The sequence below is a fragment of the Allorhizobium sp. NPDC080224 genome, from assembly GCF_050281005.1.
In the GTDB taxonomy this organism is placed as follows: Bacteria; Pseudomonadota; Alphaproteobacteria; order Rhizobiales; family Rhizobiaceae; genus Allorhizobium.
Genome location: NZ_JBNNWJ010000001.1, coordinates 3,595,615 through 3,617,617 on the forward strand (window position 1 = coordinate 3,595,615; position 22,003 = coordinate 3,617,617).

Sequence of the window (22,003 nt, forward strand, 5' to 3'; positions counted from 1 at the left end):
CGCCCAAACCGATGACCGGGAGGGTGACATGGCGGGTGAAAAGAACGGGGGACCACCCGGAAGGGCGGACGAACCTCCGTCCAATGGCGATGGTAAGTCTGTACTATCGAAATCGGATACGCGGCTGACAAGCCTGGAGCAGCGTATTCTCGAAAGCGCGATCCGGGATGCCGTGCCGCGGCTTGTGGGAGCGAGCCATACGGATCTGACAGCGGGTCCGCATGTTAGCGAAATGCCGCCGGAGATCGATTTTCACCTTCATCCGGAACTGGATCCGAAGGCGCGCGAATTACCCGGAACCGAGAAAGCGATCACCTACCGATCCGCGCTCACTGAGGCCCTCGTCCAGGCAGATCCTCGTGGTCACCGCGAGATCATCGAGGAATTGCAGCGCACTGACCTGCCCATGCATACGCTCGCGATCCAGCTCTTTTCGCCTGTCGCCGCGCAACTCGGTCGGCTCTGGTGCAATGACGAAACCGATTTCATCCAGGTTGCGGTGGCCTCAACCAGGCTCGGCATGATCGTCAACCATCTGTCGCAGAACCGCAGCCAGACCATTCGCGATCGCCAAAAGGCGCGCCGTGTGTTGCTGGCGCGGACCCAGGGCGCCCTCCACACCATCGGCGTATCGATCGTCGCTTCCTGTTTTCGCGACATGGGCTGGGACGTCGAAGGTGGGGCAGACCTCGAACTCAACGACAGCCTCTACATGCGCCTGTCGAATTCCTCCTACACTCTTTTGGGCATCTCGGTCGGCCGTGTCGACGAAGTGGATGAATGCGCCGCCGCCATTCGTAGGGTACAGTCCAGGCGTAGCCCGGGTCCGATGAAGATCGCGGTCGGCGGTCCGGCCGTGATGAAGGACCCGCGCGCCTTCGGCAATATCGGCGCCGACATGGTGGCGAAATCAGCACTTGAGGTCATGCATCTGGCGGACAGGATGGGTGCCTGACCGCATTGCAAGCGGTGAGGTCGCTGGCGTCAGCCCGTGACACCAAAGACCAGCGACCAGGGTCCGCGAGCGTCAGTCCGGCGCTCGCCAAGTGCATAGATGATCTCGATAGGATCCACCTCAAAAGCGGCACTCACGGCATGCGATGTGGGATTGGCGACGAGTATGTAGTGCCGTCCGTCCTCAAGCGGCCACTCGACTCGGATGACGCCATTCTCGGCAGCATAACGCCCGCCCTGACGCATCCGCGCCAGCAACGGCACGACACGCTCTCGCCGAAGCGCAATGAGCTGGCGGTAGCGTTCGATCCAGGTCGAACCATGCTTTGAACCTGCCTGCTCCCAGTCGAGGATCGCAGAGCGGAATGTCTCCAGCGATGTCGGGTCGAGCACATGATCGCCGTCGAAACCCGGCAACTTTGAAAGCTCATTCCGCCGGCCGTCGCGTACGGCTGCGTTGAGCTCCTCGTCGAAGTCGCAAAAATAGGGAAACGGCTTTTGCGAACACCACTCTTCGCCCATGAATAACATGGGAATTTGCGGTGAGAGCAGTATCAGCGAAACGGCGAAGGCGAGCGCCTGTTCGGGAAGCGCGGCCATGACCCTGTCACCCTGGGCGCGGTTGCCGATCTGGTCGTGATTGTGAAGGAAGGAAACGAAGGCGGAAGGCGTCAGATGGGCGCTCGGCCCACCGCGTCGTTCACCGCGATAGGGCATCACGTCGCCCTGATAGACAAAGCCTTCGGCGAGAGCCTTTGCGAGAGCCGCACCGGCATCCCGGTAATCGGCGTAATAACCGAAGGTTTCGCCGGTCGTGGCCACATGCAAGGCGTGGTGGACGTCGTCATTCCACTGAGCGTCGAACGTGTCGGTCTTGGGCTGACCCCGCTCGAGCAGAAGCGGGTCATTCTCCTCGTTCTCGACGATCAGATGAATGTGGCGATCGACAAAACGCTCCCGCACACGCGCCGCAAGTTCCTGCAAGAAGTGCGGCTCACTGTCGTCGCGGATGGCATGCACAGCATCGAGCCGCAGTCCATCGACATGAAATTCCTCGATCCAGAAGAGCGCGTTTTCGATCAGGAATGCGCGCACCATCTCGCTCTGCGCATCATCAAAGTTGATGCCGTCGCCCCATGGCGTCTGATGATGCGGCGAGAACAGCGGCGCATAAGCCGGCATGAAGTTTCCGGACGGGCCGAAGTGGTTGTAGACAACATCGAGGAAGACGGAGATGCCCCTTTGATGCGCTGCCTGAACGAGAAGCGCCAGATCTTCCGGCCGCCCATACCGGCTGTCCGGCGCATAAGGCATGACGCCGTCATAGCCCCAGTTCCAACGGCCGGGAAAGTCGGAGATCGGCATCAGCTGAATGGCCGTTATCCCGAGGCTACTCAGGTGATCCAGCCGCTCGATTACGCCTCGGAAAGTGCCCTCGCTCGTGAATGTCCCGACATGCAGCTCGTAGGTGACCATGTCCGCCCAGGGCCGCCCGCGCCAAATGGCGTCGCGGGTCTTCTGCGTCGAAAGATCGACGACCTCACTCGGCCCGAACACGTCCTCGGGCTGGTGCCGGCTTGCAGGATCCGGGACCAGAATGCCATCCGGCAGTCGAAACCGATAGCGGGTACCTGGCCCTGCCCCCATAACCTTGAGGTCAAACACTCCATCGGCCTGCCGGTCCATGTCCTTCGCAGGAGTGCCGTCAATTTCGAGCGTCACCGATTTGCAATGCGGCGCCCACAACCGAAACAAAACCCCGTCATCTTCAATGACGGGGCCAAAAAGATAGTCTGTCACCGCTGCTTCTCCTACGCTGCCACGGGGAGGCAACGCAGTAAGCGATGAATGGTTCGCACCCCAGCGCGAAAGGTGGAAGGACGCTTATCGCGTCACGATGCCTTGGGTGAAAACGGCAGCGGGAAGCTGACAGCCTGACCCGTTTCCGCGGACTTTTGTGCTGCGAGCCCCATGGCCACCGCCCACCAGCCGTCATCGAGCGCAACCTCGACCGGCCGCTCGCCCTTCACCGCCTTCTGGAAGCGCTGGTGCTGATAGAAGGTCGAGCCGTTGTGGTCACCGGCTTCCAGCAGTTGCGAATCAACCGGGATTTCAACGACGTGCGGCCCCTTGGGATCGCGCGGCGAGACGATGACCTGAGCGATCGGTGGCTCGCCGAGGTGTTCGGGCCAGAAGCGACCGGGGCCGGGCACCAAGCACTCGATCTTGCCGGTGGGGCCAACTGCCGAGATTTCCTCCTGATAGCGGGCACCTTCGGCAAACATGCAGAGCTCCAGCATCGCCCGCGCCCCGGAGGCAAAGTCGACAATCACATAGGCATTGTCCCAGATGTCGGAGCGATTTCCGTCATAGACCTCGTCGACATGATTCACGGTCTGTCCACCCGAAGCCATGATGCGAACCGGGTCGGATTTCAGGATGTGCCGCATCAGATCGAAGAAGTGGCAGCATTTCTCCACCAGCGTTCCGCCAGTATTGCGATTGAACCGGTTCCAGTCGCCGACCTTTTCGAGAAACGGAAAACGATGCTCGCGGATGGTCAACATGCGGATGCCACCGGTGGCCTCGTCCGCCTGTTCGATCATCCGCGCGACCGGCGGCATGTAACGATATTCCATGGCGACCCAGATCGGCGCCGGATAGGCGGCTCGAAGCGCGGCAAGGCGGGGCGCATCGGCGGGATCGGTGAACAGAGGCTTTTCAACCAGCACCGGCAGCGGCCGGATTGCGGCGATCTTTTCCAGCTGCTCGAGATGCAGGTAATTGGGGCTTGCTATCAGCAGGCAGTTCACGGCCTCGACAGCAAGAAGCTCCTCGATCGAGGCGACCATCTTTGCCGTTGGGACAGCCTCCGCCGAGAGCGCGCGCATGCCGGAATCCGGCTCATAGATCGCGACCACCGATGCATCCTGCAGAAGGGCGATGTTGCGCAGGTGCTCCTGCCCCATCATGCCACAGCCGATGATCCCGTATTGAAGTCCTGCCACGCTTTCCTCCTCAATTGAACCGCTCCTCGCGGTCATGTCATTTCAGCCGCGATACGTATCGAGCGACGGTGTGATCGAGCCAGGTCCGCGAGACTTCCGCACGGGCTCCCTCCTGATCCTGGCTGATGCGTTGAATATGTGTAGCGGGCGCGCCGGCCTTCTGACCGAAGCTCGCAGGCGCCCAGTCCGGCACCACGTCGAGTCCGATCTGGTCCTCGGCCCTTGCAATCCAGAGCGACAGCTTGGTGCGATAGAAAAGATAGAGGGATTCAGAAACCGCCTCCGGATCGATGGTCTCGACATAGGAGCCATCGAGCCAGATCTCTTCGAGTGCAGCCGGTCTGCCGGAGAGACGCCGCAGGCGCCGGATCCGGTGCGCCTCCGCGGACGTTCCGAATGTCGGCAGTCCATAAGGCTTCGGCAGCCGGTCGATGGACAGGATCTCGGCCGTCGGCAGGCCACCGCCGCCCAGCAACTCCAAGCGAAACATGGCATAGACAGATTTCGGATCAGAGATCGCCCGGACATAGTTGCCGGAACCCTGAATGCGCTCCAGCAGCCCGCGATTCTGCAGCTCTGCCAATGCCTTGCGCAGCGTGCCGACGGCAATGCCGAGCTCTTCCGCCATATCCCGTTCAGGGGGCAGCTTTTCACCATCGATCAGCCGACCCGCCGCGATGTCACGCACCAGCAGCTCGGTGATCTGCACATAGATGGGAAGGCTGCCAGGCGGCTGCGTTGCGTGGTTCTGTGGCACTTCGGTATCGCCGAGAAAAAATTGATACACTATTGATCTACATCAAATCGAGTGTTAGGCAAGAGGAAAGTTGGAGCCGTGGAGGAGACCTCAATGACTGTCGTACCTGTCACATCGGCCGATATCGATGGCGCGGAAGTGTCGTGGTTTGCAGCCCTTTGCTCTGACGATTATCAATTCCTCGGCGTGCCCGACGGAAACCTGCGATCAAGCTTCGAGCACTGCTCCGACATCGTCCAGAAGGCCGAGCAGCTGGGCTTCCGCAACATCCTCTGCCCTTCCTCCTATCAGGTAGGCCAGGACACGCTGAGCTTCGTCGCCGGCTGTGCCCCGATCACGTCCAAGATCAACATGCTCGCCGCCATCCGCTGCGGCGAGATGCAGCCGATCATGCTGGCGCGCACGGTCGCCACCCTCGATCACATGCTGAAGGGTCGATTGACGCTCAACGTCATCAGCTCAGACTTCCCCGGCGAAGTCGCAGACAGCGCCTTCCGCTACAAGCGCAGCCACGAGGTGGTGGAGATCCTCCGCCAGGCGTGGACACGAGACACGATCGACCACGAAGGCGAGGTCTACCAGTTCAAGGGCGTCTCGACCGAACCCGCCCGGCCCTATCAGCAGAACGGCGGGCCGCTTCTCTATTTCGGTGGCTATTCGCCCGACGCGCTCGAACTCTGCGGTGCGCAATGCGACGTCTATCTGATGTGGCCGGAAAAGAAGGATCAGCTCGCAGAACGCATGAAGGCCGTGCATGCACGCGCCGAAGCCCATGGGCGGACCCTCGATTACGGTCTGCGCGTCCACATGATCGTGCGCGACACCGAGAAGGAAGCCCGCGAATACGCCGAATACATCGTCTCGAAGCTCGATGACGAATACGGCAAGCTCATCCGCGATCGCGCCCATGACTCGATCTCACTGGGTGTCGCCCATCAGGCCCGTGCCCGCGAACTCGCCGACCAGTTCGGCTATATCGAGCCGCATATGTGGACCGGCATCGGTCGCGCCCGCTCCGGCTGTGGTGCGGCCCTTGTCGGCTCGACGGACCAGATTCTTTCGGAACTGGAAGCCTACAGAAAGATGGGCATCCGCGCCTTCATCCTGTCCGGTTATCCGCATATCGACGAGGCGGTTCATTTCGGCACCATGGTGCTGCCGGAATTGAAAACCGTCTCGCTCCCGCATGCCTATGGCCGCGTTCCCGCGGAAACGCCCGCCACCCCTCTCGGAAATGGAGTTCGCCGCTAATGCAGCGCGTCAATCTTACCCCTGACCTCACCTTCAGCCGCATCGTTTACGGCATGTGGCGCATCGGCGACGATGCCGACACCTCGCCCAAACATGTCCAGGCCAAGATCGAGGCCTGCCTTTCCCAGGGCATCACCACCATGGACCAGGCCGACATCTATGGCGGTTATACGGCGGAAGCCGTGCTCGGCAATGCTCTGAAGGCCTCCCCCGGCCTGCGCGACAAGCTCGAAATCGTCACCAAATGTGACATTGTCGCCCCGGCCGGTCGACATTCGGCAGCCCGCGTCAAACATTATGACACGTCGGCCGCTCACATCACCGCCTCGGTCGAAGCCTCGCTGACCGACATGGGCACCGATCATGTCGACCTGCTCCTGATCCACCGCCCCGATCCGCTGATCGATCCTGACGAAACAGGCCCTGCTCTCGATGCGCTGGTCACCTCCGGCAAGGTCCGCGCCGTCGGCGTTTCCAACTTCCGGCCCTGGGACTTTTCGCTGCTTCAGTCGTCGATGGAGAACAATCTCGTCACCAACCAGATCGAGATGAGCCTCCTGGCGACCGATACCTTCGTCAACGGCGACCTCGCTTATCTGCAGGAGCGCATGGTGTCGCCGATGGCCTGGTCGCCGCTCGGCGGCGGTCGTCTCATGGACGGATCGAAGCCGGAACTTCTGGCTGCCCTGAAGCGCATCGGCGCAGAACACGGCGTCGACGAAACGGCTGTCGCCGTCGCCTGGCTGCTGCGGCATCCCGCTGCCATCCTGCCGGTCATGGGCACCAACTCACTCGAGCGTATTGCGAAGATTGCAGACGCGACGAAGGTGGAGATGGATCGCCAGACATGGTTCGAGCTTTACACGCTTGCGATCGGACGGGAGGTTGCCTGATGATGGCTGCCAATGACATTCATGCGTTGGAGGCCGTCTTCGTGCCTGGCGCGGACAATCATCGGGATTTCCGCAATGCGCTGGGCAGTTTCACGACGGGTGTCACCGTGGTGACGGCGATGACACCGGACGGTCCGATCGGCATGACGGTGAATAGCTTCGCATCCGTTTCGCTCGATCCGCCTCTGGTGCTCTGGTCGCCCGCCAAGAGTTCATCGCGATATGTCGCCTTCACGGGCGCCCGGCATTTCGCGATCCACGTGCTCGGCGCGGATCAGGATCACCTGAGCGCCGCCTTCACCCGCGGCGGCAGCGGCTTCGACGGGATCGAGGTCAGGTTCAACGACGAAGGCGTTCCGGTTTTGCCCGGCACGCTGGCGCGTTTCGAATGCACCGAGCAGGCGCAGCACGACGCCGGTGATCACACGATCATCATCGGCAAGGTGTTAAGGGTTGCACATCGGCAGGGAGAACCGCTGTGCTTCTCAGGGGGACGGTTCGGACGCTTCGCCGTCTGAGTTGAGTTTGGGAGGAGGTCGTCGGCGGCACTTTGGACATGCCGCGGCGAACGGTCAAAGACGATCAGCAACAGGTATGCGAGGAGAAATTTACCTCTCCTCGTACGGAAACTGGAACAGCCGTGTTTGCGCGGCGGGAACAAGTCTTCGATATTTGCGCCGAATTGACCGATGACAAGAAACGGGTGGAGACATGACGGCACTTTCGAACCTGACCAATCTGCTCGGCCGGCTGAATGCCGCGGTGCTGACGGTCGGATTGTGGCTTGGGGCCGGCGCGCTCGGCATCATGCTCGTGTTCATCCTCGTTCAGGTCTTCTTTCGCTATGTTCTCGGCAATGCGCTGCCGTGGAGTGAGGAAGGGTCCCGTTTCCTAATGCTGTGGATGACGGGCTTGATGGTGCCGACGGCATTCCGCCAGGGCGGCTTTGTCGCCATCACGATGATCCTCGACATCTTTCCGCGCCTGATCGGCGGCATCATCAACCTGCTTTTCCTCGTCCTGACTGCAGTCCTTCTTTACGTCGCCATGCGCATCGGCTGGGCAGAAGTGACAGGGCTCGGCGGACGGTTTGCCATGCCGGCAATTGCGGTGCCGACGTCTCTTGACCTCAGCACCTGGATGAAGGTGCCGCGTGGCTGGATGATGGCATCGCTTGCGACGGGTGTGACCATGATGTTCGTGGTCAGCATCGAACTGATCCTGCGCAACCTGATCGAACTGACGGGACATCAGCAAAAACTCGAGCCGGTCGCCTCGCTCGCAGGACTGGGAGCCGAGTGATGCTGAGCCTCTTCCTCCCCCTTTTCATGTTCCTTCTGCTGCTCGGCTTCCCGATCGTGTTCGGCCTGATCGCAGCACCCGCCATTCTCCTCTGGCTGAACGGCCAGGAGCGCGACATCGTGCTCCTCTATCGCAATGTCTATAACGGGATGGACAGCTTCCCGCTGATGGCGATCCCCTTCTTCATGCTGGCCGGGGAACTGATGAACCGGGCCGGCATCACCATGCGCCTCGTAGAGTTCGCCCAGGCGGTGATCGGCCATCTGCGCGGAGGCCTCGCGCACGTCAACATTCTGTCCTCGATGCTGTTTGCCGGCCTCTCAGGCTCGGCCGTGGCGGACGTCTCCGCCCTTGGCTCGATGCTGATCCCGGCAATGGAAAAGCAGGGCTACAGCCGTAAATTTGCGACCGCCGTTACGGCCGCATCCTCGCTCATCGGCCCGATCATCCCACCATCAGGCATCATGATCATTTATGCCTATGTCATGGGCGAAAGCGTGGCTGCGCTTTTCCTGGCTGGCATCGTTCCGGGCGTCCTGATCGGTCTGAGCCTCATGGCGATCGTCTACCTGCTTGCCGATCGCGAGAACCTGCCGGCGGCAACCACCCGCGCAACCTGGTCCGAACGTGGGCGTGCAAGCCTCAATGCCTTCTGGCCGCTAATGACCCCAGTCATCATCATGGGTGGCATTCTCGGCGGCATCTTCACGCCGACGGAAGCCTCTGCCGTTGCTGTGGGCTATGCAATTTTCATCGGCCTTTTCGTGCTGCGCAGCCTGAAAGTCGGCGACATGCCGAGAATTCTGATGCGCGCCGCCATGACCTCGGCAGTCGTCATGCTGCTCGTCGGCGCGGCCATGGCTTTCAAGACGGTCGCCAGCCTGTCGCACACGCCGGAGCTGCTCGCATCGATCATCCTCAGCCTCAGCGAAAACCCGCTGGTCCTGCTGCTGCTGATCAACCTGCTTCTCTTCGTGGTCGGCATGTTCCTCGATGCAGGTCCCGCGATCATCATTCTCGGGCCGATCCTCGGCCCCATATTCACCCAGATGGGAGTGGACTCCGTCCACTTCGCCATCATCATGGCGGTCAATCTGACAGTTGGCCTTTTGACCCCGCCCATGGGCCTCGTGCTCTTCGTCTCGTCGTCCGTCTCAGGCCTAAAGGTCGAGACGATCGCCAAGGCCACACTGCCGTTCTTGGCGGCGGAAATCGTCGTGATCTTTCTGATCACCTATTTCCCCGCTTTGACGCTCACGCTCCCGCGCCTTGCGGGCTTCGTCGACTAACTTGAGAAAAGGGAGGAACCAGAATGCTCAAGTCCATGTTGAAAACCTTAGCTTTGGCCAGCGCACTCACCATCACCGGTGTTGCGCAGGCAGCAGACATCACGCTGCGCGCCACCGCCAACTCCAACGAAAACGACGAGGATTATGACGGCCTCGTCGTCTTCAAGAACTATGTCGAGAACGCCTCGAACGGCGCGATCGCCGTCGAACTCTTCATCGGCACCCAGCTCTGCGCCACCGGTGAGGAATGCCTCCAGGGCATCGCCGACGGCTCGCTCGACATATACATCTCGACCTCCGGCGGCGCGGCAGGTCTCTTCCCCTATATCCAGGTCCTCGACCTGCCCTACCTGATGAGCGACGACCGCGTGGCAGAGACCGTGCTGACCGGCGACTTCACCCGCAAGCTGCGCGAGAAGGCATTGGCAGACAGCGACAACAAGATCCGCCTGATGACCATCGGCAATACCGGCGGCTGGCGCAACTATGCCAACACCAAGCAGCCGGTGAAGTCGCCTGAGGATCTGAAAGGGCTGAAGATGCGCACCGTGCCGGCCGATCTGCCGCAGCAGGTTGCGACCGCCGTGGGAGCAGCCCCGACCCCGATCCCGTGGCCGGAACTCTTCACCTCGCTGCAAACCGGCGTTGTCGAAGGTACCGCCAACGGCATTACCGACATCATGTCCATGAAGTTCCCGGATGCAGGTCTCAAATACCTGACGCTCGATGGCCACAGCTACATGGGCGCCTTCTGGTGGATGTCGAACGACCGCTTCACAGGCCTGACGCCGGATCAGAAGCAGATCGTCGTTGATGGCTTCGCCGCCCTCCAGCAGGCGACATTCGCCTCGCCGAAGCGCAAGGAAATCGCCGCCTATCAGGACTTCGCTAAGGCCGGCGGCGAAATCTACGTGCCGACGCCTGCCGAGAAGGAAGCCTTCAAGAACGCTGTGTCGCCGGTCTTCGACTGGTTCAAGGCGAATGTCACCGGCGGTGCCGAAGTGTTTGACCAGTTCACGGCAGCGGTCGCCGATGCCCAGAAGAAGGTTGACGCCGAGCGCGCAGCCGACCTGAACTGATGACATCAGGGATGCGCGGCAGGACCGCGCATCCCTTCATACCGCCCTCCCGCATCATTTGATGCCATCGTGTCAAAGGGCGCTCCACCTGAGGTGATCCATGCCAGACCCGTCCACCGCCTCGCCCAACCATGAGCGGGACAGCCGCACTTTGCCCCTCCGCAAGCGCTGGCAAGCCTTGTTTCCCGGTCTGTCCGTGACGGTGTTGATCGCGCTGGCATCGGCCTTCCTCTCGGAACACTATGGCGCGCCGGCCATGCTGCTGGCGATCCTGATTGGGCTTGCGCTGCATTTCCTGGCCGAGGATCCGAAGACCGCGGCCGGCCTCGACTTCGCCTCGCGCACGGTGCTGCGGCTCGGGATCGCGCTGCTTGGCCTCAGGGTCAGTGTGGCGATGTTCGCCGAACTGGGTGCTGCCGTGATCGCCATGATCGTCGGTGCAGTTCTGCTCACGATCCTCTTCGGCATCCTCGCCTCGCGCCTGTCAGGACAGGGCACGCAGTTCGGCGTGCTCACCGGCGGCGCGGTCGCCATCTGCGGCGCCTCGGCAGCCCTTGCGATCTCTGCCACCCTTGGAAACCGCAGTAAGGATGCCGACCAGCAGATGGTCTTCACGGTCATCGGCGTCACCATGCTGTCGACGCTCGCCATGATCTTCTACCCGATCCTCGCAAGCCTTGCCGGCCTTGACGACCACCAGACCGGCATCTTCCTTGGATCGACGATCCATGACGTCGCTCAAGTCGCGGGCGCCGGTTTCTCGGTCTCCGTGCCCGCAGGCGAAACGGCCGTCTTTGTTAAGCTCATCCGAGTGACCATGCTGGCCCCCGTCGTGCTGGTCGCCGCACTCGCCTTCCGCCGCACGGTCTCAAGCGACGTCAAGCGCCCGCCCCTTCTGCCTGGCTTCGTCGTCGCCTTCCTGCTGCTCGCCGCTTTGAACTCGCTCGTCACCATCCCACCCATGGTCGGCGACTGGGCGGGCATGGTGTCGCGTTGGGCCCTGCTCGTGGCGATCGCCGCCGTCGGTGTTAAGACCTCCCTGCCCGAGGTTTTCAAGATCGGCGGACGGGCGATCGGCCTGCTGGTTGCCGACACCGTCTTCCTGGCGGCCATCGTGCTTGCCGTTCTGGTCTTTGTCGGACTGTGACCGACTGCTCTTCGCCCATTGGGCAGCGACGCAGAATCCGCTAGAGCATCGAGTGACGTCGGCAGCGTTTGAGGAGGATCCATGGCGAAGACAACCAAGACAGCGATGAGCACCCCGAAGCCGGCGCTGATGCAGGATCCCCATGCCGTGCGCGAACCGCGCGCCAACAATCTCGAAATGGCGATTGGCCATGAGGTCCGCACCTATCGCAAGAAGCTGGGCATAACGGTCGCCGATCTCGCTGCGGCCACCGGCATGTCGGTCGGCATGCTCTCGAAAATCGAGAACGGCAATATCTCGCCTTCTCTGACCACGCTTCAGGCGCTGTCGAAGGCACTGGGCATGCCGATCACAGCCTTCTTCAAGGGCTTCGAGGAGCCGAAGTCGGCGAGCTTCGTCAAGGCAGGCGAAGGCGTGAACTTGGAGCGCCGTGGAACCCGCGCCGGACATCACTACAGCCTGCTAGGCCACATCGAAAACAACACCTCCGGCGTCGTCGTCGAGCCCTATCTGATCACACTGAACGCCGAGTCCGACATATTCCCGACATTCCAGCATGAGGGCATGGAATTTCTCTACATGCTGGAGGGCGAAGTAGTCTATCGCCATGGGGACAGCCTCTACCGGATGCAAGCTGGCGATAGTCTCTTCTTTGACGCCGATGCACCACATGGCCCTGAAGAACTCGTAAGCCTGCCCGCACGATACATCTCGATCATCTCCTATCCCCAACGTCGATAGTTGCCCACCAAGAAAACTTTATTCCTTTTGATTGATTTTCTTGGATGCCGCTGCTAGCCCTTTCTCCAGAGACATTGGAGGGCGTGGCCATGTGCGGAATTGTCGGTCTGTTTCTCAAGGACAAGGCGCTGGAGCCCCGGCTCGGCGATCTTCTCTCCGACATGCTGATCACCATGACCGACCGAGGACCGGACTCGGCCGGCATCGCCATCTATGGCGGCGTCGACGGCAAGACCGCCAAGGTCACCATCCAGTCGGCCGACCCGGAAAGTGATTTTACAGGTCTCGCGGAAGATCTGGCTAAAGCAGGCATAGACTCCGAAATCGAATTGAAGAGTACCCATGCGGTCATCTCGATCGCTGCGAGCAAGCTGCCCGAGATCCGGGCAGCCCTTGCCGAAATCCGCCCCAATGTCCGCATCATGGGCTCCGGGGAAAGCGTCGAAATCTTCAAGGAAGTCGGTCTTCCCAAGGACGTCGTCCAGCGCTTCGGCGTCCGCGCCATGGGCGGCACCCACGGTATCGGCCATACCCGCATGGCGACCGAGAGCGCAGTCACCACGCTCGGCGCTCACCCCTTTTCGACAGGTGCCGACCAGTGCCTCGTGCACAATGGCTCGCTGTCAAACCACAACAACCTGCGCCGTGAACTCATCCGCGAAGGCATGGCCTTCGAGACCCAGAACGACTCGGAAGTCGCCGCCGCCTATCTCACGGCGGAAATGGCCAAGGGCAAGGATCTGGGGCAAGCGCTGACCGGCGCGCTCGACGATCTCGACGGATTCTTCACCTTCGTCGTCGGGACCAAGACCGGCTTCGGCGTGGTGCGCGACCCGATCGCCTGCAAGCCAGCCGTCATGGCGGAAACCGACCAGTATGTCGCCTTTGGCTCCGAATACCGCGCGCTGGTCAACCTGCCCGGTATCGAGACCGCCCGGGTCTGGGAGCCGGAGCCGGCGACCGTTTATTTCTGGGACCACGAAAAGGCCGCCTGAAACCTCTCCCTTTCGAGAAAGCTTGCCGATGCCCGTCTTCGACCTCTCCCACACCCCACTTCGAGAACTGAACAGCGCGCTGCACAATCTCGGCACCGGCGCAAACGACACACTGTTCGAAGTGGTGAACCCGCGTGGCCATCATGCTGTCGCCGTCGGCATCGATGCGCCCGTCACCGTCGAGGTGAAGGGATCGGTGGGCTATTACTGCGCAGGCATGAATGACGGCGGCACCGTCACCATCCGTGGTTCTGCCGGTCCCGGTGTGGCCGAAAACATGATGTCCGGCACGGTGGTGATCGAGGGCGACGCATCGCAATATGCCGGCGCCACCGGTCGAGGCGGCCTGCTCGTCATCAAGGGCAACGCCGCGTCCCGCTGCGGTATTTCGATGAAGGGCATCGACATCGTCGTGCACGGCTCGATCGGCCACATGTCGGCTTTCATGGGGCAATCAGGCCATCTCGTGGTCTGTGGCGATGCGGGTGAGGCCCTGGGCGACAGCATCTACGAAGCGAAGCTTTTCGTGCGCGGCTCGGTGAAGAGCCTCGGCGCGGATTGCATTGAAAAGGAAATGCGCTCGGAACATCTCGAAAAGCTCGCCGAGCTGCTGGCCAAGGCCGGCGTGACGCATGCCAAGCCCGAGGAGTTCAAGCGCTATGGTTCGGCCCGCAAGCTCTACAATTTCAATATCGACAATGCCGACGCGTACTAAGGCGAGGACAGGCCATGAGCTACCACAACCCCTTCACCCCGCCGCGCAAGTCCGCCACCTTCGATGATCATACGCTCGCCGAAATCCGCCGCGCAGCAGCCACTGGCATCTACGACATCCGCGGCGGCGGCACGAAGCGCAAGGTCCCGCATTTCGACGACCTGCTCTTCCTCGGTGCGTCGATCTCCCGCTATCCGCTCGAAGGCTATCGCGAGAAATGCGACACCTCGGTGGTCCTTGGCACCCGCTTTGCCAAGAAGCCGATCGAGCTGAAGATCCCGATCACCATCGCCGGCATGAGCTTCGGCGCGCTGTCGGGCAACGCCAAGGAAGCGCTTGGTCGCGGCGCAACACTCGCAGGCACCTCAACCACGACAGGCGACGGCGGCATGACCGATGAGGAACGCGGCCATTCGGAAAAACTCGTCTACCAGTATCTTCCCTCCCGCTACGGCATGAACCCGAAGGATCTGCGCCGCGCCGACGCGATCGAGATCGTGGTCGGTCAGGGTGCAAAGCCCGGCGGCGGCGGCATGTTGCTTGGCCAGAAGATCTCCGACCGCGTCGCCCAGATGCGCAATCTGCCGATGGGCATCGACCAGCGCTCCGCCTGCCGCCACCCCGACTGGACCGGTCCCGATGATCTCGAGATCAAGATCCTCGAACTGCGCGAAATTACTGACTGGGAAAAGCCGATCTACGTGAAAGTCGGCGGCGCCCGTCCCTATTATGACACCGCTCTTGCCGTGAAGGCCGGCGCCGATGTCGTCGTGCTCGACGGCATGCAGGGTGGAACGGCGGCCACCCAGGACGTGTTCATCGAGAATGTGGGCATGCCGACGCTCGCCTGCATCCGTCCGGCCGTCCAGGCCCTGCAGGACCTCGGCATGCATCGCAAGGTGCAGCTGGTGATCTCGGGCGGCATCCGCTCGGGAGCCGATGTGGCCAAAGCTCTGGCGCTCGGCGCCGACGTCGTCTCGATCGGCACGGCAGCCCTCGTTGCCATCGGCGATAATGATCCGAAATGGGAAGAGGAATACCAGAAGCTTGGCACCACAGCCGGGGCCTATGACGACTGGCACGAGGGCAAGGACCCCGCCGGCATCACCACGCAGGATCCCGAGCTTGCCGCCCGCCTCGACCCGGTCGCCGCCGGTCGCAGGCTCGCCAACTATCTCAAGGTCATGACGCTGGAGGCGCAGACCATTGCCCGCGCCTGCGGCAAGAACAAGCTCACCAACCTGGAGCCGGAAGATCTCTGCGCACTAACGATGGAGGCCGCCGCCATGGCGCAGGTGCCTCTTGCCGGCACCAGCTGGTATCCCGGCAAGGGAGGTTTCTAACGTTAAAATGGCCGCATCTGATCCCACGGATGCGGCCATTCTTTTTCAACACATGTGTCTCAATCCATAAAAACAGGGGAACGACGTGACACAGGATCTGGCAGGCTTCGCGAAGGAGCGAGGCATCAAATATTTCATGATCAGCTACACGGACCTCTTCGGCGCCCAGCGTGCCAAGCTGGTCCCGTCTCAGGCGATCGCCGAGATGCAGAAGGACGGCGCGGGCTTTGCCGGCTTTGCCACCTGGCTCGACCTGACGCCCGCCCATCCCGACCTCTTCGCCATCCCTGACGCCTCCTCGGTCATCCAACTCCCGTGGAAGCCTGAGGTCGCCTGGGTGGCCGCCGACTGCATGATGGACGACCAGCCTGTCGCCCAGGCCCCCCGTGTCGTTCTGAAGAAACTGGTGGCAGAGGCCGCGGAGCATGGCCTGCGCGTCAAGACCGGCGTCGAAGCGGAATTCTTCCTTATCTCGGCTGACGGCGAGGCGATCTCTGACCAGTACGACACAGCGGAAAAGCCCTGCTACGACCAGCAGGCGCTGATGCGCCGCTACGACGTGATCGCCGAGATCTGCGACCACATGCTGGCACTCGGCTGGAAGCCCTACCAGAACGACCATGAGGACGCGAACGGCCAGTTCGAGATGAACTGGGAATTCGACGATGCCCTTGTTACCGCCGACAAACATTCCTTCTTCAAGTTCATGGTGAAGTCAGTCGCCGAAAAACACGGACTGCGCGCCACCTTCATGCCGAAACCCTTCAAGGGGCTCACCGGCAACGGCTGCCATGCGCATATCTCGGTCTGGGATATCGATGGCAAGGTCAACGCTTTTGCCGACAAGGACATGCCCTTCGGCCTCTCGACGAAGGGCAAGACCTTCCTCGGCGGCATCATGAAGCACGCCTCGGCACTCGCCGCGATCACCAACCCGACGGTCAATTCCTACAAGCGCATCAACGCCCCACGCACTGTCTCCGGCGCCACCTGGGCACCGAACACGGTCACCTGGACCGGCAACAACCGCACCCATATGGTCCGCGTGCCCGGCCCCGGCCGCTTCGAACTCCGCCTTCCCGATGGCGCCGTGAACCCCTACCTGTTGCAGGCGATCATCATCGCGGCAGGCTTGAGCGGCCTGAAGAGCAATGCCGATCCCGGCCCGCATCACGACATCGACATGTACCGCGACGGCCACACAGTGAAGGATGCGCCCCGGCTGCCGCTGAACCTCCTCGACGCGCTGCGCGCCTTCGAACAGGATGAAGTCCTGAAAGCCGCTCTCGGATCGGATTTCTCAGACGCCTACATCAAGCTCAAGCACGATGAGTGGAACAGCTATTGCGGCCACTTCACGGCCTGGGAACGCCAGATGACACTGGACATCTGACGCCTTCCGTTTGGTCAGCTCGCGATCTCGATCCGCTGTTCGCTGTCTGCATCGAAGAGATGCAGATGCGCCGGATCGAAGCCGAGCGATACCATCTCTCCATGTCTCAGCGACTGCCGCTCGGAAACGACCACGTTGATCTCCGGCTGGCTGGCCGAGGTGATGTAGGTCATCGACCCCGTGCTCTCGACGACACCGACCGGCAGGCGGATTTTTGCTTCTTCATCCGGCACGAGCCGCAGATGCTCGGGCCGCAGCCCGACGGTCAGATTGGAGGCCGCAGGAACAGGTCGATCGAGGGCGATGGTTTGCGGGCTGCCGAGATCGAGCACCAACGACTTGCCATCAGTCCCCACCGTTGCCGGAATGAAATTCATGGCGGGCGACCCGATGAAGCCTGCAACGAACTTGTTGACCGGACGGTCATAGAGCTCGAGCGGCGCGCCCTGCTGCTCGATTACGCCTTGCCGCATGACGACGACATGATCGGCCATGGTCATCGCCTCGATCTGGTCATGGGTGACATAGACGGAGGTTGCGCCCAGCCGGTCATGCAGCGAGCGGATCTCCTTTCGCATATGCACGCGAAGTGCTGCGTCGAGATTGGAGAGCGGCTCATCGAATAGAAACGCCTTGGGATGCCGGATGATCGCCCGGCTCATCGCCACGCGCTGGCGCTGACCGCCGGAGAGTTCGCGCGGATAGCGATGCAGCAGATTGGACAAGCCCGTCGTTGCCGCCACTTCTTCCGCAGCCTTTTTGGCTTCCGCTTTCTTCACGCCCCGGATGCGCAGCGAATAGGTGAGGTTCTGCTCGACCGTCATATGCGGATAGAGCGCGTAGGACTGGAAGACCATGGCAAGGTCGCGCTTGCGTGGCGGGACGCCATTCATCTTCTCGCCAGCAATGATCAGGTCACCCGCCGAGATGCTTTCGAGCCCGGCCAGCGACCGCAGCAAGGTCGACTTGCCGCAACCGGATGGCCCGACCAGAGCCACGAAGGAACCCTTCTTGATCTTCAGGTCGATGTCGCGCAACGCGTGATAGGCACCGTAGTATTTGTTGACGCCGGACAGTTCGATCTGATGGGTCATTTGAGAGCTCCAGACGTGAGCCCGGAGACGATCCGGCGCTGCAGAAGGACGAAGGCCGCCAGGATCGGCGTCACATAGATCGCGGCAAAAGCCATGATGTTGTTCCACTCGTTGGTGTTCGGCCCCATGAAGGAATTGAGCCCCACGCTTGCCGGCTGCAGGTCAGCGTTCTGGATCATCGACTTCGAATAGACGAATTCGCCGAAGGCCTGCATGAAGATCAGGATGGCTGCGACCAGTATGCCGTTGCGGGCAAGCGGCAGCACGATGTTGAAAAAGGCCCCGATCCGCGAATTGCCGTCGACGAGCGCTGCTTCCTCCAGCTCCATCGGCACGCTCATGAATGTGGCCCTGACGAGTACCACGAAGAACGGCATGCTCTTGGCGGCAATCGCGATGATGACCGACAGTCTGGGATAGTCGAGCATTCCGAGCTGCGAGAAACCGACGAAGATCGGCGTGATCATCAGTGAAGCTGGCAGGACCTGCAGCATGAGGATCAGGAAGAGCCCGACATCGATCCAGCGGTTGCGATAGCGGGCGAGCACATAGGCACATCCCGTGCCGAGCACCGTGATCAGCGCTACGGCGCCAACGGCAATGACGAGCGAATTCCACATGTAGCGGGCGAGATTGCGGCTCTCCCAGACATAGGCATAGGTCGACCATTGCGGATCGGACGGCCAGAAACTGGGCGGCGTGGCAAACATCGCCGAGCCGCTTTTCAAGGTGGTGATATACATCCAGTAGAGCGGGAAGAGGTAGATGGCGGCGAGCACGAGCGCAATCGCCAGCATCAGCCGGTTTCGAGTGGTCTCGCTCATCCGCGCACCTCGTGTCGTGTTGACCGCACATAGACGACAGACGCGAACATCACGAAGACGATCATGATGACGGAGATCGTCGCCCCCTGCGCGAAGTCGTATTGCCGGAAAGACAGGTCCCAGGCCCAGTATTGCGTGACATTGGACGAGTTGTTGGGTCCGCCGGAGGTGATGGCGGCAAACAGGTCGAACTGCTGCAGCGTGAAGATCAGTCCGAGCGAAATGATCGCGCCGATGGTCGAGCGCATCATGGGAAGGGTGATCGTCCAGAAGCGCTGCCAGACATTGGCGCCATCCAGCTCTGCAGCCTCGTAGAGATCCTTGGGGATGCCGGAGAGGCCGACGGAAAGCAGGATCATGTTGAAGGAGGTGCCGAGCCAGATATTGGCGATGATCACCGCCCAGAGCGAGAAATTGGGATCCGAGCGCCAGAAAATATTGCTGGATATGATGCCGGTCTCGCGCAGCATGTAGTTCAGCACACCGAAATCACCGGACAGGATCCAGTTCCAGATCGCGCCGACGACGAGACCCGGCATCACCCAGGACACGAGGAAGAGACCGCGGAGCCAGGATGCCCCCGGAAAGTTGACCCAGAAAAACAGAGCCAGCGAGAAACCGATGACGAACTGGCCGACAATCGACGCGACGACGAAAAGAGCGGTATTGCCGAGGATCGGCCATGTTTCGGGTTGCGAGAACAGCGTCTGGTAATTCTTGAAGCCGACGAACGGCCGCATGAAACTACCCAGCGAGAACATGTCGACTTCCTGGAAGCTCATCAGCACATTGTAGATGAGCGGCAGGCCGGACAGCAGGAATAGGAAGCCGAGCGGCAGGGTTACCAGGCCGATATCGAAGCCTCGTCCGTCCGTCAGGCTGGTCAGGATCTTGCGCATGGATGTCTCCGCACTGCCTTAATGCTCGTCCGGTCTGGCCGCCCCCCGATCGAAAACGAGGGACGGCCTTCCGGGAGGGTCTGAAGGGCAGGCGCAGCAGTCGCGGCGCCTGCCGAGTGATCAGCCAAGCACGGCGCTGATTTTCTCGGCCGCCTGGTCGAGCGCTTCCTTGGGCGACATCTGGCCCGTCAGGGCTGCCTGGATGGCATCCTGCACCGCCTTCGAGATCTTCGGCCACTCAGGATGCGGTCCGCGCGGCTGGGCATATTGCAGCTGCTCAATGAAGACCTTCAGGCCAGCATCCTTGAGCGCCTCGCCAGTCGGCGGGATGGTGATGTCGGACCGCGGCGGCAGCTGTCCGAAGTCCTTGAACATGCGGTCGTCCTGCGAGACGAAGTATTCGAGCACCTTGAAGGCTTCGTCGGGATGTTCCGTGTTGGAGAAGATCGCCCAGTTGAAGTCGCCCATAGCCGACGAGCGCTGAGCACCCTCTTCCGGCACCGGCAGAAGTGCTACGCCCCAGTCGAACTTGGCTTCTTTCAGCATCCGGTCGAGTTCCCAGGGACCGGAGATTGCCATCCCGGCATTGCCGGAATTGAAGGTGCCGGTCGAATCCCACTGGCTGCGCGTGAGCGTGTCGGGAGAAGCGAGCCTCTCGTCGATGATGGTTTTCCAGGTTTCGAGCGCCTTCACCGCACCTTCGGCATTGATCTTGTCGTAACCGCCACCGCCCATCTGGGCCCAGGGCAGGAACTGGAAGGTCCCCTCTTCATTGGCCTTGGCGGAGAAAGTCAGACCATAGACATTCTTGGAGGGATCGGTGAGCTTGCGCGCGGCCTCCACCAGTTCCGCCCAGGTCTGCGGCGGCTTGTCCGGATCAAGGCCTTTTTCCCGGAACATGTCCTTGTTGTAGTAGAGCGCAATCGTGTTGGTCGCCTTGGGGATGCCGAAATACTTCTCGTCCCACATGACCGACTTCAGCGGACCGGGATAGTAGTTCTCGGGCTTCACGACCTTTGATGCTGCGATCCGGTCCGTGAGATCGAGAAACGCGCCGCGGGATGCAAAAAGCGCATGCTCGGGGTTGTCGATCGCGATGATGTCGGGCGCCTGGCCGGTCGAATAGGCGCGCATCGCCTCGCTGACGACGTCGTCGAACTGGATCTGGCGATACTCGACCGTGATGCCGTTGCCGAGTGCGTTGAAGTCCTTGATCAGGTTGGGTGCCGGCTGGATATCGCGGTCGAGCGACCAGACGGTGATCTTCACATCCTCTGCCTGGGCGGGAAGCCCGAACAGGGAGACACTGGCCAGCGCCCAGGCGCCGAAGACGATATGCTTGCGAATACCCATGGTTTCCTCCTCTTGGGTTTCTGCATGGGTCTTGTCCTCCACAAGACCCATATTTCCGAAAGCTCACACCGGATCGATGACGAAGTCCCCGCCCCGGCAATTCTTCAGGTAATTCAGGCCATGCACCTGGCCGGTCATTTCCAGCGCATCGCGATAGACCGGGTCATGCCAGCCCTCGATATCGATCGAACCAGACCAGCCGGCGAGCCGAAGCTCGGAAATCACATCGGTCCAGTTGGTGTCGCCGAAGCCCGGCGTGCGCATGAAGACGAAAGGATGTTTGCCGAAGACGCCATGCTCGCGGATCACGTCCCAGCGGATGGTCGCGTCCTTGCCATGCACGTGGAAGAACTTGTGCGCCCATTTGCGAATCTGCGGGATCGGGTCGATGAGATAGACCATCTGGTGGCAGGGCTCCCATTCGAGCCCGATATGCTCGTCCGGTGTCTCGTTGAAGATCAGCTCCCAGGCATCCGGATTGTGCGCGATGTTCCAGTCGCCGGTCTGCCAGTTGCCATCCATGGCGCAGTTTTCAAAGGCAATCTTCACGCCCTTGTCGGCTGCCCGCTTGGCAAGTTCGCTCCAGATCTCGCGATACCGCGGCAAGCTGTCTGTAAGTGGCTTATTACGAACGCGCCCCGTGAACCCCGCAACGCAGCTCGCGCCGAAATGATGGGCATTGTCGATGCAGTCCTTCCAGCCCTGCAGGGTCTGAAGGTCCATGTCGGTCTCTTCCAGCGGATTGCCGAACATGCCGAGCGTCGAGATGGTGATGTCGCGGTCACCGATCGCCTCGACGCAGCGCTTGCCGAGATCCGCGAGATCCTGGCCGTTGGTGGTCTGCCAGAAGAAAGGCTCGAAGCTTTCGAAGCCCATGTCGGCGATCTGGCCGATCCTCTCGGCCGCCTTGCCGCCGCTGGCGCTGACCATGGTTCCGATACGGATGGAATTTGCGGGATTGCTCAC

21 protein-coding genes are annotated in these 22,003 nt (G+C 61.3%); 13 read left to right on the forward strand and 8 right to left on the reverse strand.

Annotated elements, in window-relative coordinates; translation table 11 throughout:
- Positions 1-28 precede the first annotated feature (28 nt).
- The gene (locus tag ACQKP1_RS17690; protein ID WP_427276251.1) at positions 29-955 is read left to right on the forward strand and encodes a cobalamin B12-binding domain-containing protein; all 927 of its coding nucleotides are present in this window, start codon (positions 29-31) and stop codon (positions 953-955) included.
- A 29-nt stretch (positions 956-984) separates the two neighbouring features.
- Here the strand turns inward: ACQKP1_RS17690 and treZ are convergent, their stop codons facing one another.
- The 3 genes from treZ to ACQKP1_RS17705 form a co-directional block, all read right to left on the reverse strand.
- A complete protein-coding gene (gene treZ / locus ACQKP1_RS17695; protein ID WP_427276252.1) occupies positions 985-2,754 on the reverse strand; it encodes a malto-oligosyltrehalose trehalohydrolase in 1,770 nt (589 codons plus the stop codon).
- 92 nt (positions 2,755-2,846) lie between these two features.
- Positions 2,847-3,962 (reverse strand): Gfo/Idh/MocA family protein, encoded by a 1,116-nt coding sequence (locus tag ACQKP1_RS17700; RefSeq protein ID WP_427276253.1) that lies wholly within the window; start codon positions 3,960-3,962, stop codon positions 2,847-2,849.
- A gap of 37 nt (positions 3,963-3,999) precedes the next feature.
- A complete protein-coding gene (locus ACQKP1_RS17705; RefSeq protein ID WP_427276254.1) occupies positions 4,000-4,749 on the reverse strand; it encodes a GntR family transcriptional regulator in 750 nt (249 codons plus the stop codon).
- Positions 4,750-4,812: 63 nt separating this feature from the next.
- On the opposite strand from ACQKP1_RS17705, the gene ACQKP1_RS17710 reads away from it, so the two are divergent.
- The 12 genes from ACQKP1_RS17710 (at position 4,813) to glnT (ending at position 16,867) form a co-directional block, all read left to right on the forward strand.
- Positions 4,813-5,970 carry an LLM class flavin-dependent oxidoreductase gene (locus ACQKP1_RS17710; RefSeq protein WP_427276255.1) on the forward strand — a complete coding sequence of 386 codons (1,158 nt, stop codon included), beginning with the start codon at positions 4,813-4,815 and terminating at the stop codon, positions 5,968-5,970.
- Entirely contained in the window at positions 5,970-6,863 is an 894-nt protein-coding gene (locus ACQKP1_RS17715) for an aldo/keto reductase (protein WP_427276256.1), read from the forward strand. Before ACQKP1_RS17710 ends, ACQKP1_RS17715 begins: the two co-directional genes overlap by 1 nt.
- Positions 6,863-7,381 (forward strand): flavin reductase family protein, encoded by a 519-nt coding sequence (locus ACQKP1_RS17720; RefSeq protein ID WP_203017981.1) that lies wholly within the window; start codon positions 6,863-6,865, stop codon positions 7,379-7,381. The genes ACQKP1_RS17715 and ACQKP1_RS17720 overlap by 1 nt, the downstream gene beginning before the upstream one ends.
- A 193-nt stretch (positions 7,382-7,574) precedes the next feature.
- Complete coding sequence (locus tag ACQKP1_RS17725) at positions 7,575-8,165, forward strand: TRAP transporter small permease (protein WP_203017982.1); 591 nt, start codon at positions 7,575-7,577, stop codon at positions 8,163-8,165.
- Entirely contained in the window at positions 8,165-9,454 is a 1,290-nt protein-coding gene (locus ACQKP1_RS17730; RefSeq protein WP_427276257.1) for a TRAP transporter large permease, read from the forward strand. The genes ACQKP1_RS17725 and ACQKP1_RS17730 overlap by 1 nt, the downstream gene beginning before the upstream one ends.
- A 23-nt stretch (positions 9,455-9,477) precedes the next feature.
- A complete protein-coding gene (dctP, locus tag ACQKP1_RS17735; RefSeq protein WP_427276258.1) occupies positions 9,478-10,533 on the forward strand; it encodes a TRAP transporter substrate-binding protein DctP in 1,056 nt (351 codons plus the stop codon).
- Between the two features lie 100 nt (positions 10,534-10,633).
- Complete coding sequence (locus tag ACQKP1_RS17740) at positions 10,634-11,680, forward strand: YeiH family protein (protein ID WP_427276259.1); 1,047 nt, start codon at positions 10,634-10,636, stop codon at positions 11,678-11,680.
- Positions 11,681-11,761: 81 nt separating this feature from the next.
- Positions 11,762-12,421, forward strand: coding sequence for a helix-turn-helix domain-containing protein (locus tag ACQKP1_RS17745; RefSeq protein WP_427276260.1), 660 nt, complete (start codon positions 11,762-11,764; stop codon positions 12,419-12,421).
- Positions 12,422-12,510: 89 nt separating this feature from the next.
- Positions 12,511-13,416: a class II glutamine amidotransferase gene (locus tag ACQKP1_RS17750; protein WP_203017991.1), complete on the forward strand. Its 906-nt coding sequence runs from the start codon at positions 12,511-12,513 to the stop codon at positions 13,414-13,416.
- Between the two features lie 28 nt (positions 13,417-13,444).
- Positions 13,445-14,131 carry a protein GlxC gene (locus ACQKP1_RS17755; RefSeq protein ID WP_427276261.1) on the forward strand — a complete coding sequence of 229 codons (687 nt, stop codon included), beginning with the start codon at positions 13,445-13,447 and terminating at the stop codon, positions 14,129-14,131.
- Positions 14,132-14,145: 14 nt separating this feature from the next.
- Positions 14,146-15,474 (forward strand): FMN-binding glutamate synthase family protein, encoded by a 1,329-nt coding sequence (locus tag ACQKP1_RS17760; RefSeq protein ID WP_427276262.1) that lies wholly within the window; start codon positions 14,146-14,148, stop codon positions 15,472-15,474.
- A gap of 85 nt (positions 15,475-15,559) precedes the next feature.
- Positions 15,560-16,867: a type III glutamate--ammonia ligase gene (gene glnT / locus ACQKP1_RS17765; protein WP_427276263.1), complete on the forward strand. Its 1,308-nt coding sequence runs from the start codon at positions 15,560-15,562 to the stop codon at positions 16,865-16,867.
- 14 nt (positions 16,868-16,881) lie between these two features.
- Here glnT and ACQKP1_RS17770 read toward each other — a convergent pair whose 3' ends face one another.
- The 5 genes from ACQKP1_RS17770 to ACQKP1_RS17790 all read right to left on the reverse strand — a co-directional run bounded on the left by ACQKP1_RS17770 (position 16,882) and on the right by ACQKP1_RS17790 (position 22,003).
- On the reverse strand, positions 16,882-17,961 hold the full coding sequence (locus tag ACQKP1_RS17770; RefSeq protein ID WP_427276264.1) for an ABC transporter ATP-binding protein: 1,080 nt from the start codon (positions 17,959-17,961) through the stop codon (positions 16,882-16,884).
- Positions 17,958-18,785, reverse strand: a complete 828-nt coding sequence (locus ACQKP1_RS17775; RefSeq protein WP_203017996.1) for a carbohydrate ABC transporter permease — start codon at positions 18,783-18,785, stop codon at positions 17,958-17,960. Before ACQKP1_RS17775 ends, ACQKP1_RS17770 begins: the two co-directional genes overlap by 4 nt.
- The gene (locus ACQKP1_RS17780; protein ID WP_203017997.1) at positions 18,782-19,684 is read right to left on the reverse strand and encodes a carbohydrate ABC transporter permease; all 903 of its coding nucleotides are present in this window, start codon (positions 19,682-19,684) and stop codon (positions 18,782-18,784) included. The genes ACQKP1_RS17775 and ACQKP1_RS17780 overlap by 4 nt, the downstream gene beginning before the upstream one ends.
- A gap of 120 nt (positions 19,685-19,804) precedes the next feature.
- Entirely contained in the window at positions 19,805-21,037 is a 1,233-nt protein-coding gene (locus ACQKP1_RS17785) for an ABC transporter substrate-binding protein (protein WP_427276265.1), read from the reverse strand.
- A gap of 63 nt (positions 21,038-21,100) precedes the next feature.
- On the reverse strand, positions 21,101-22,003 hold the full coding sequence (locus ACQKP1_RS17790; RefSeq protein WP_427276266.1) for a sugar phosphate isomerase/epimerase family protein: 903 nt from the start codon (positions 22,001-22,003) through the stop codon (positions 21,101-21,103).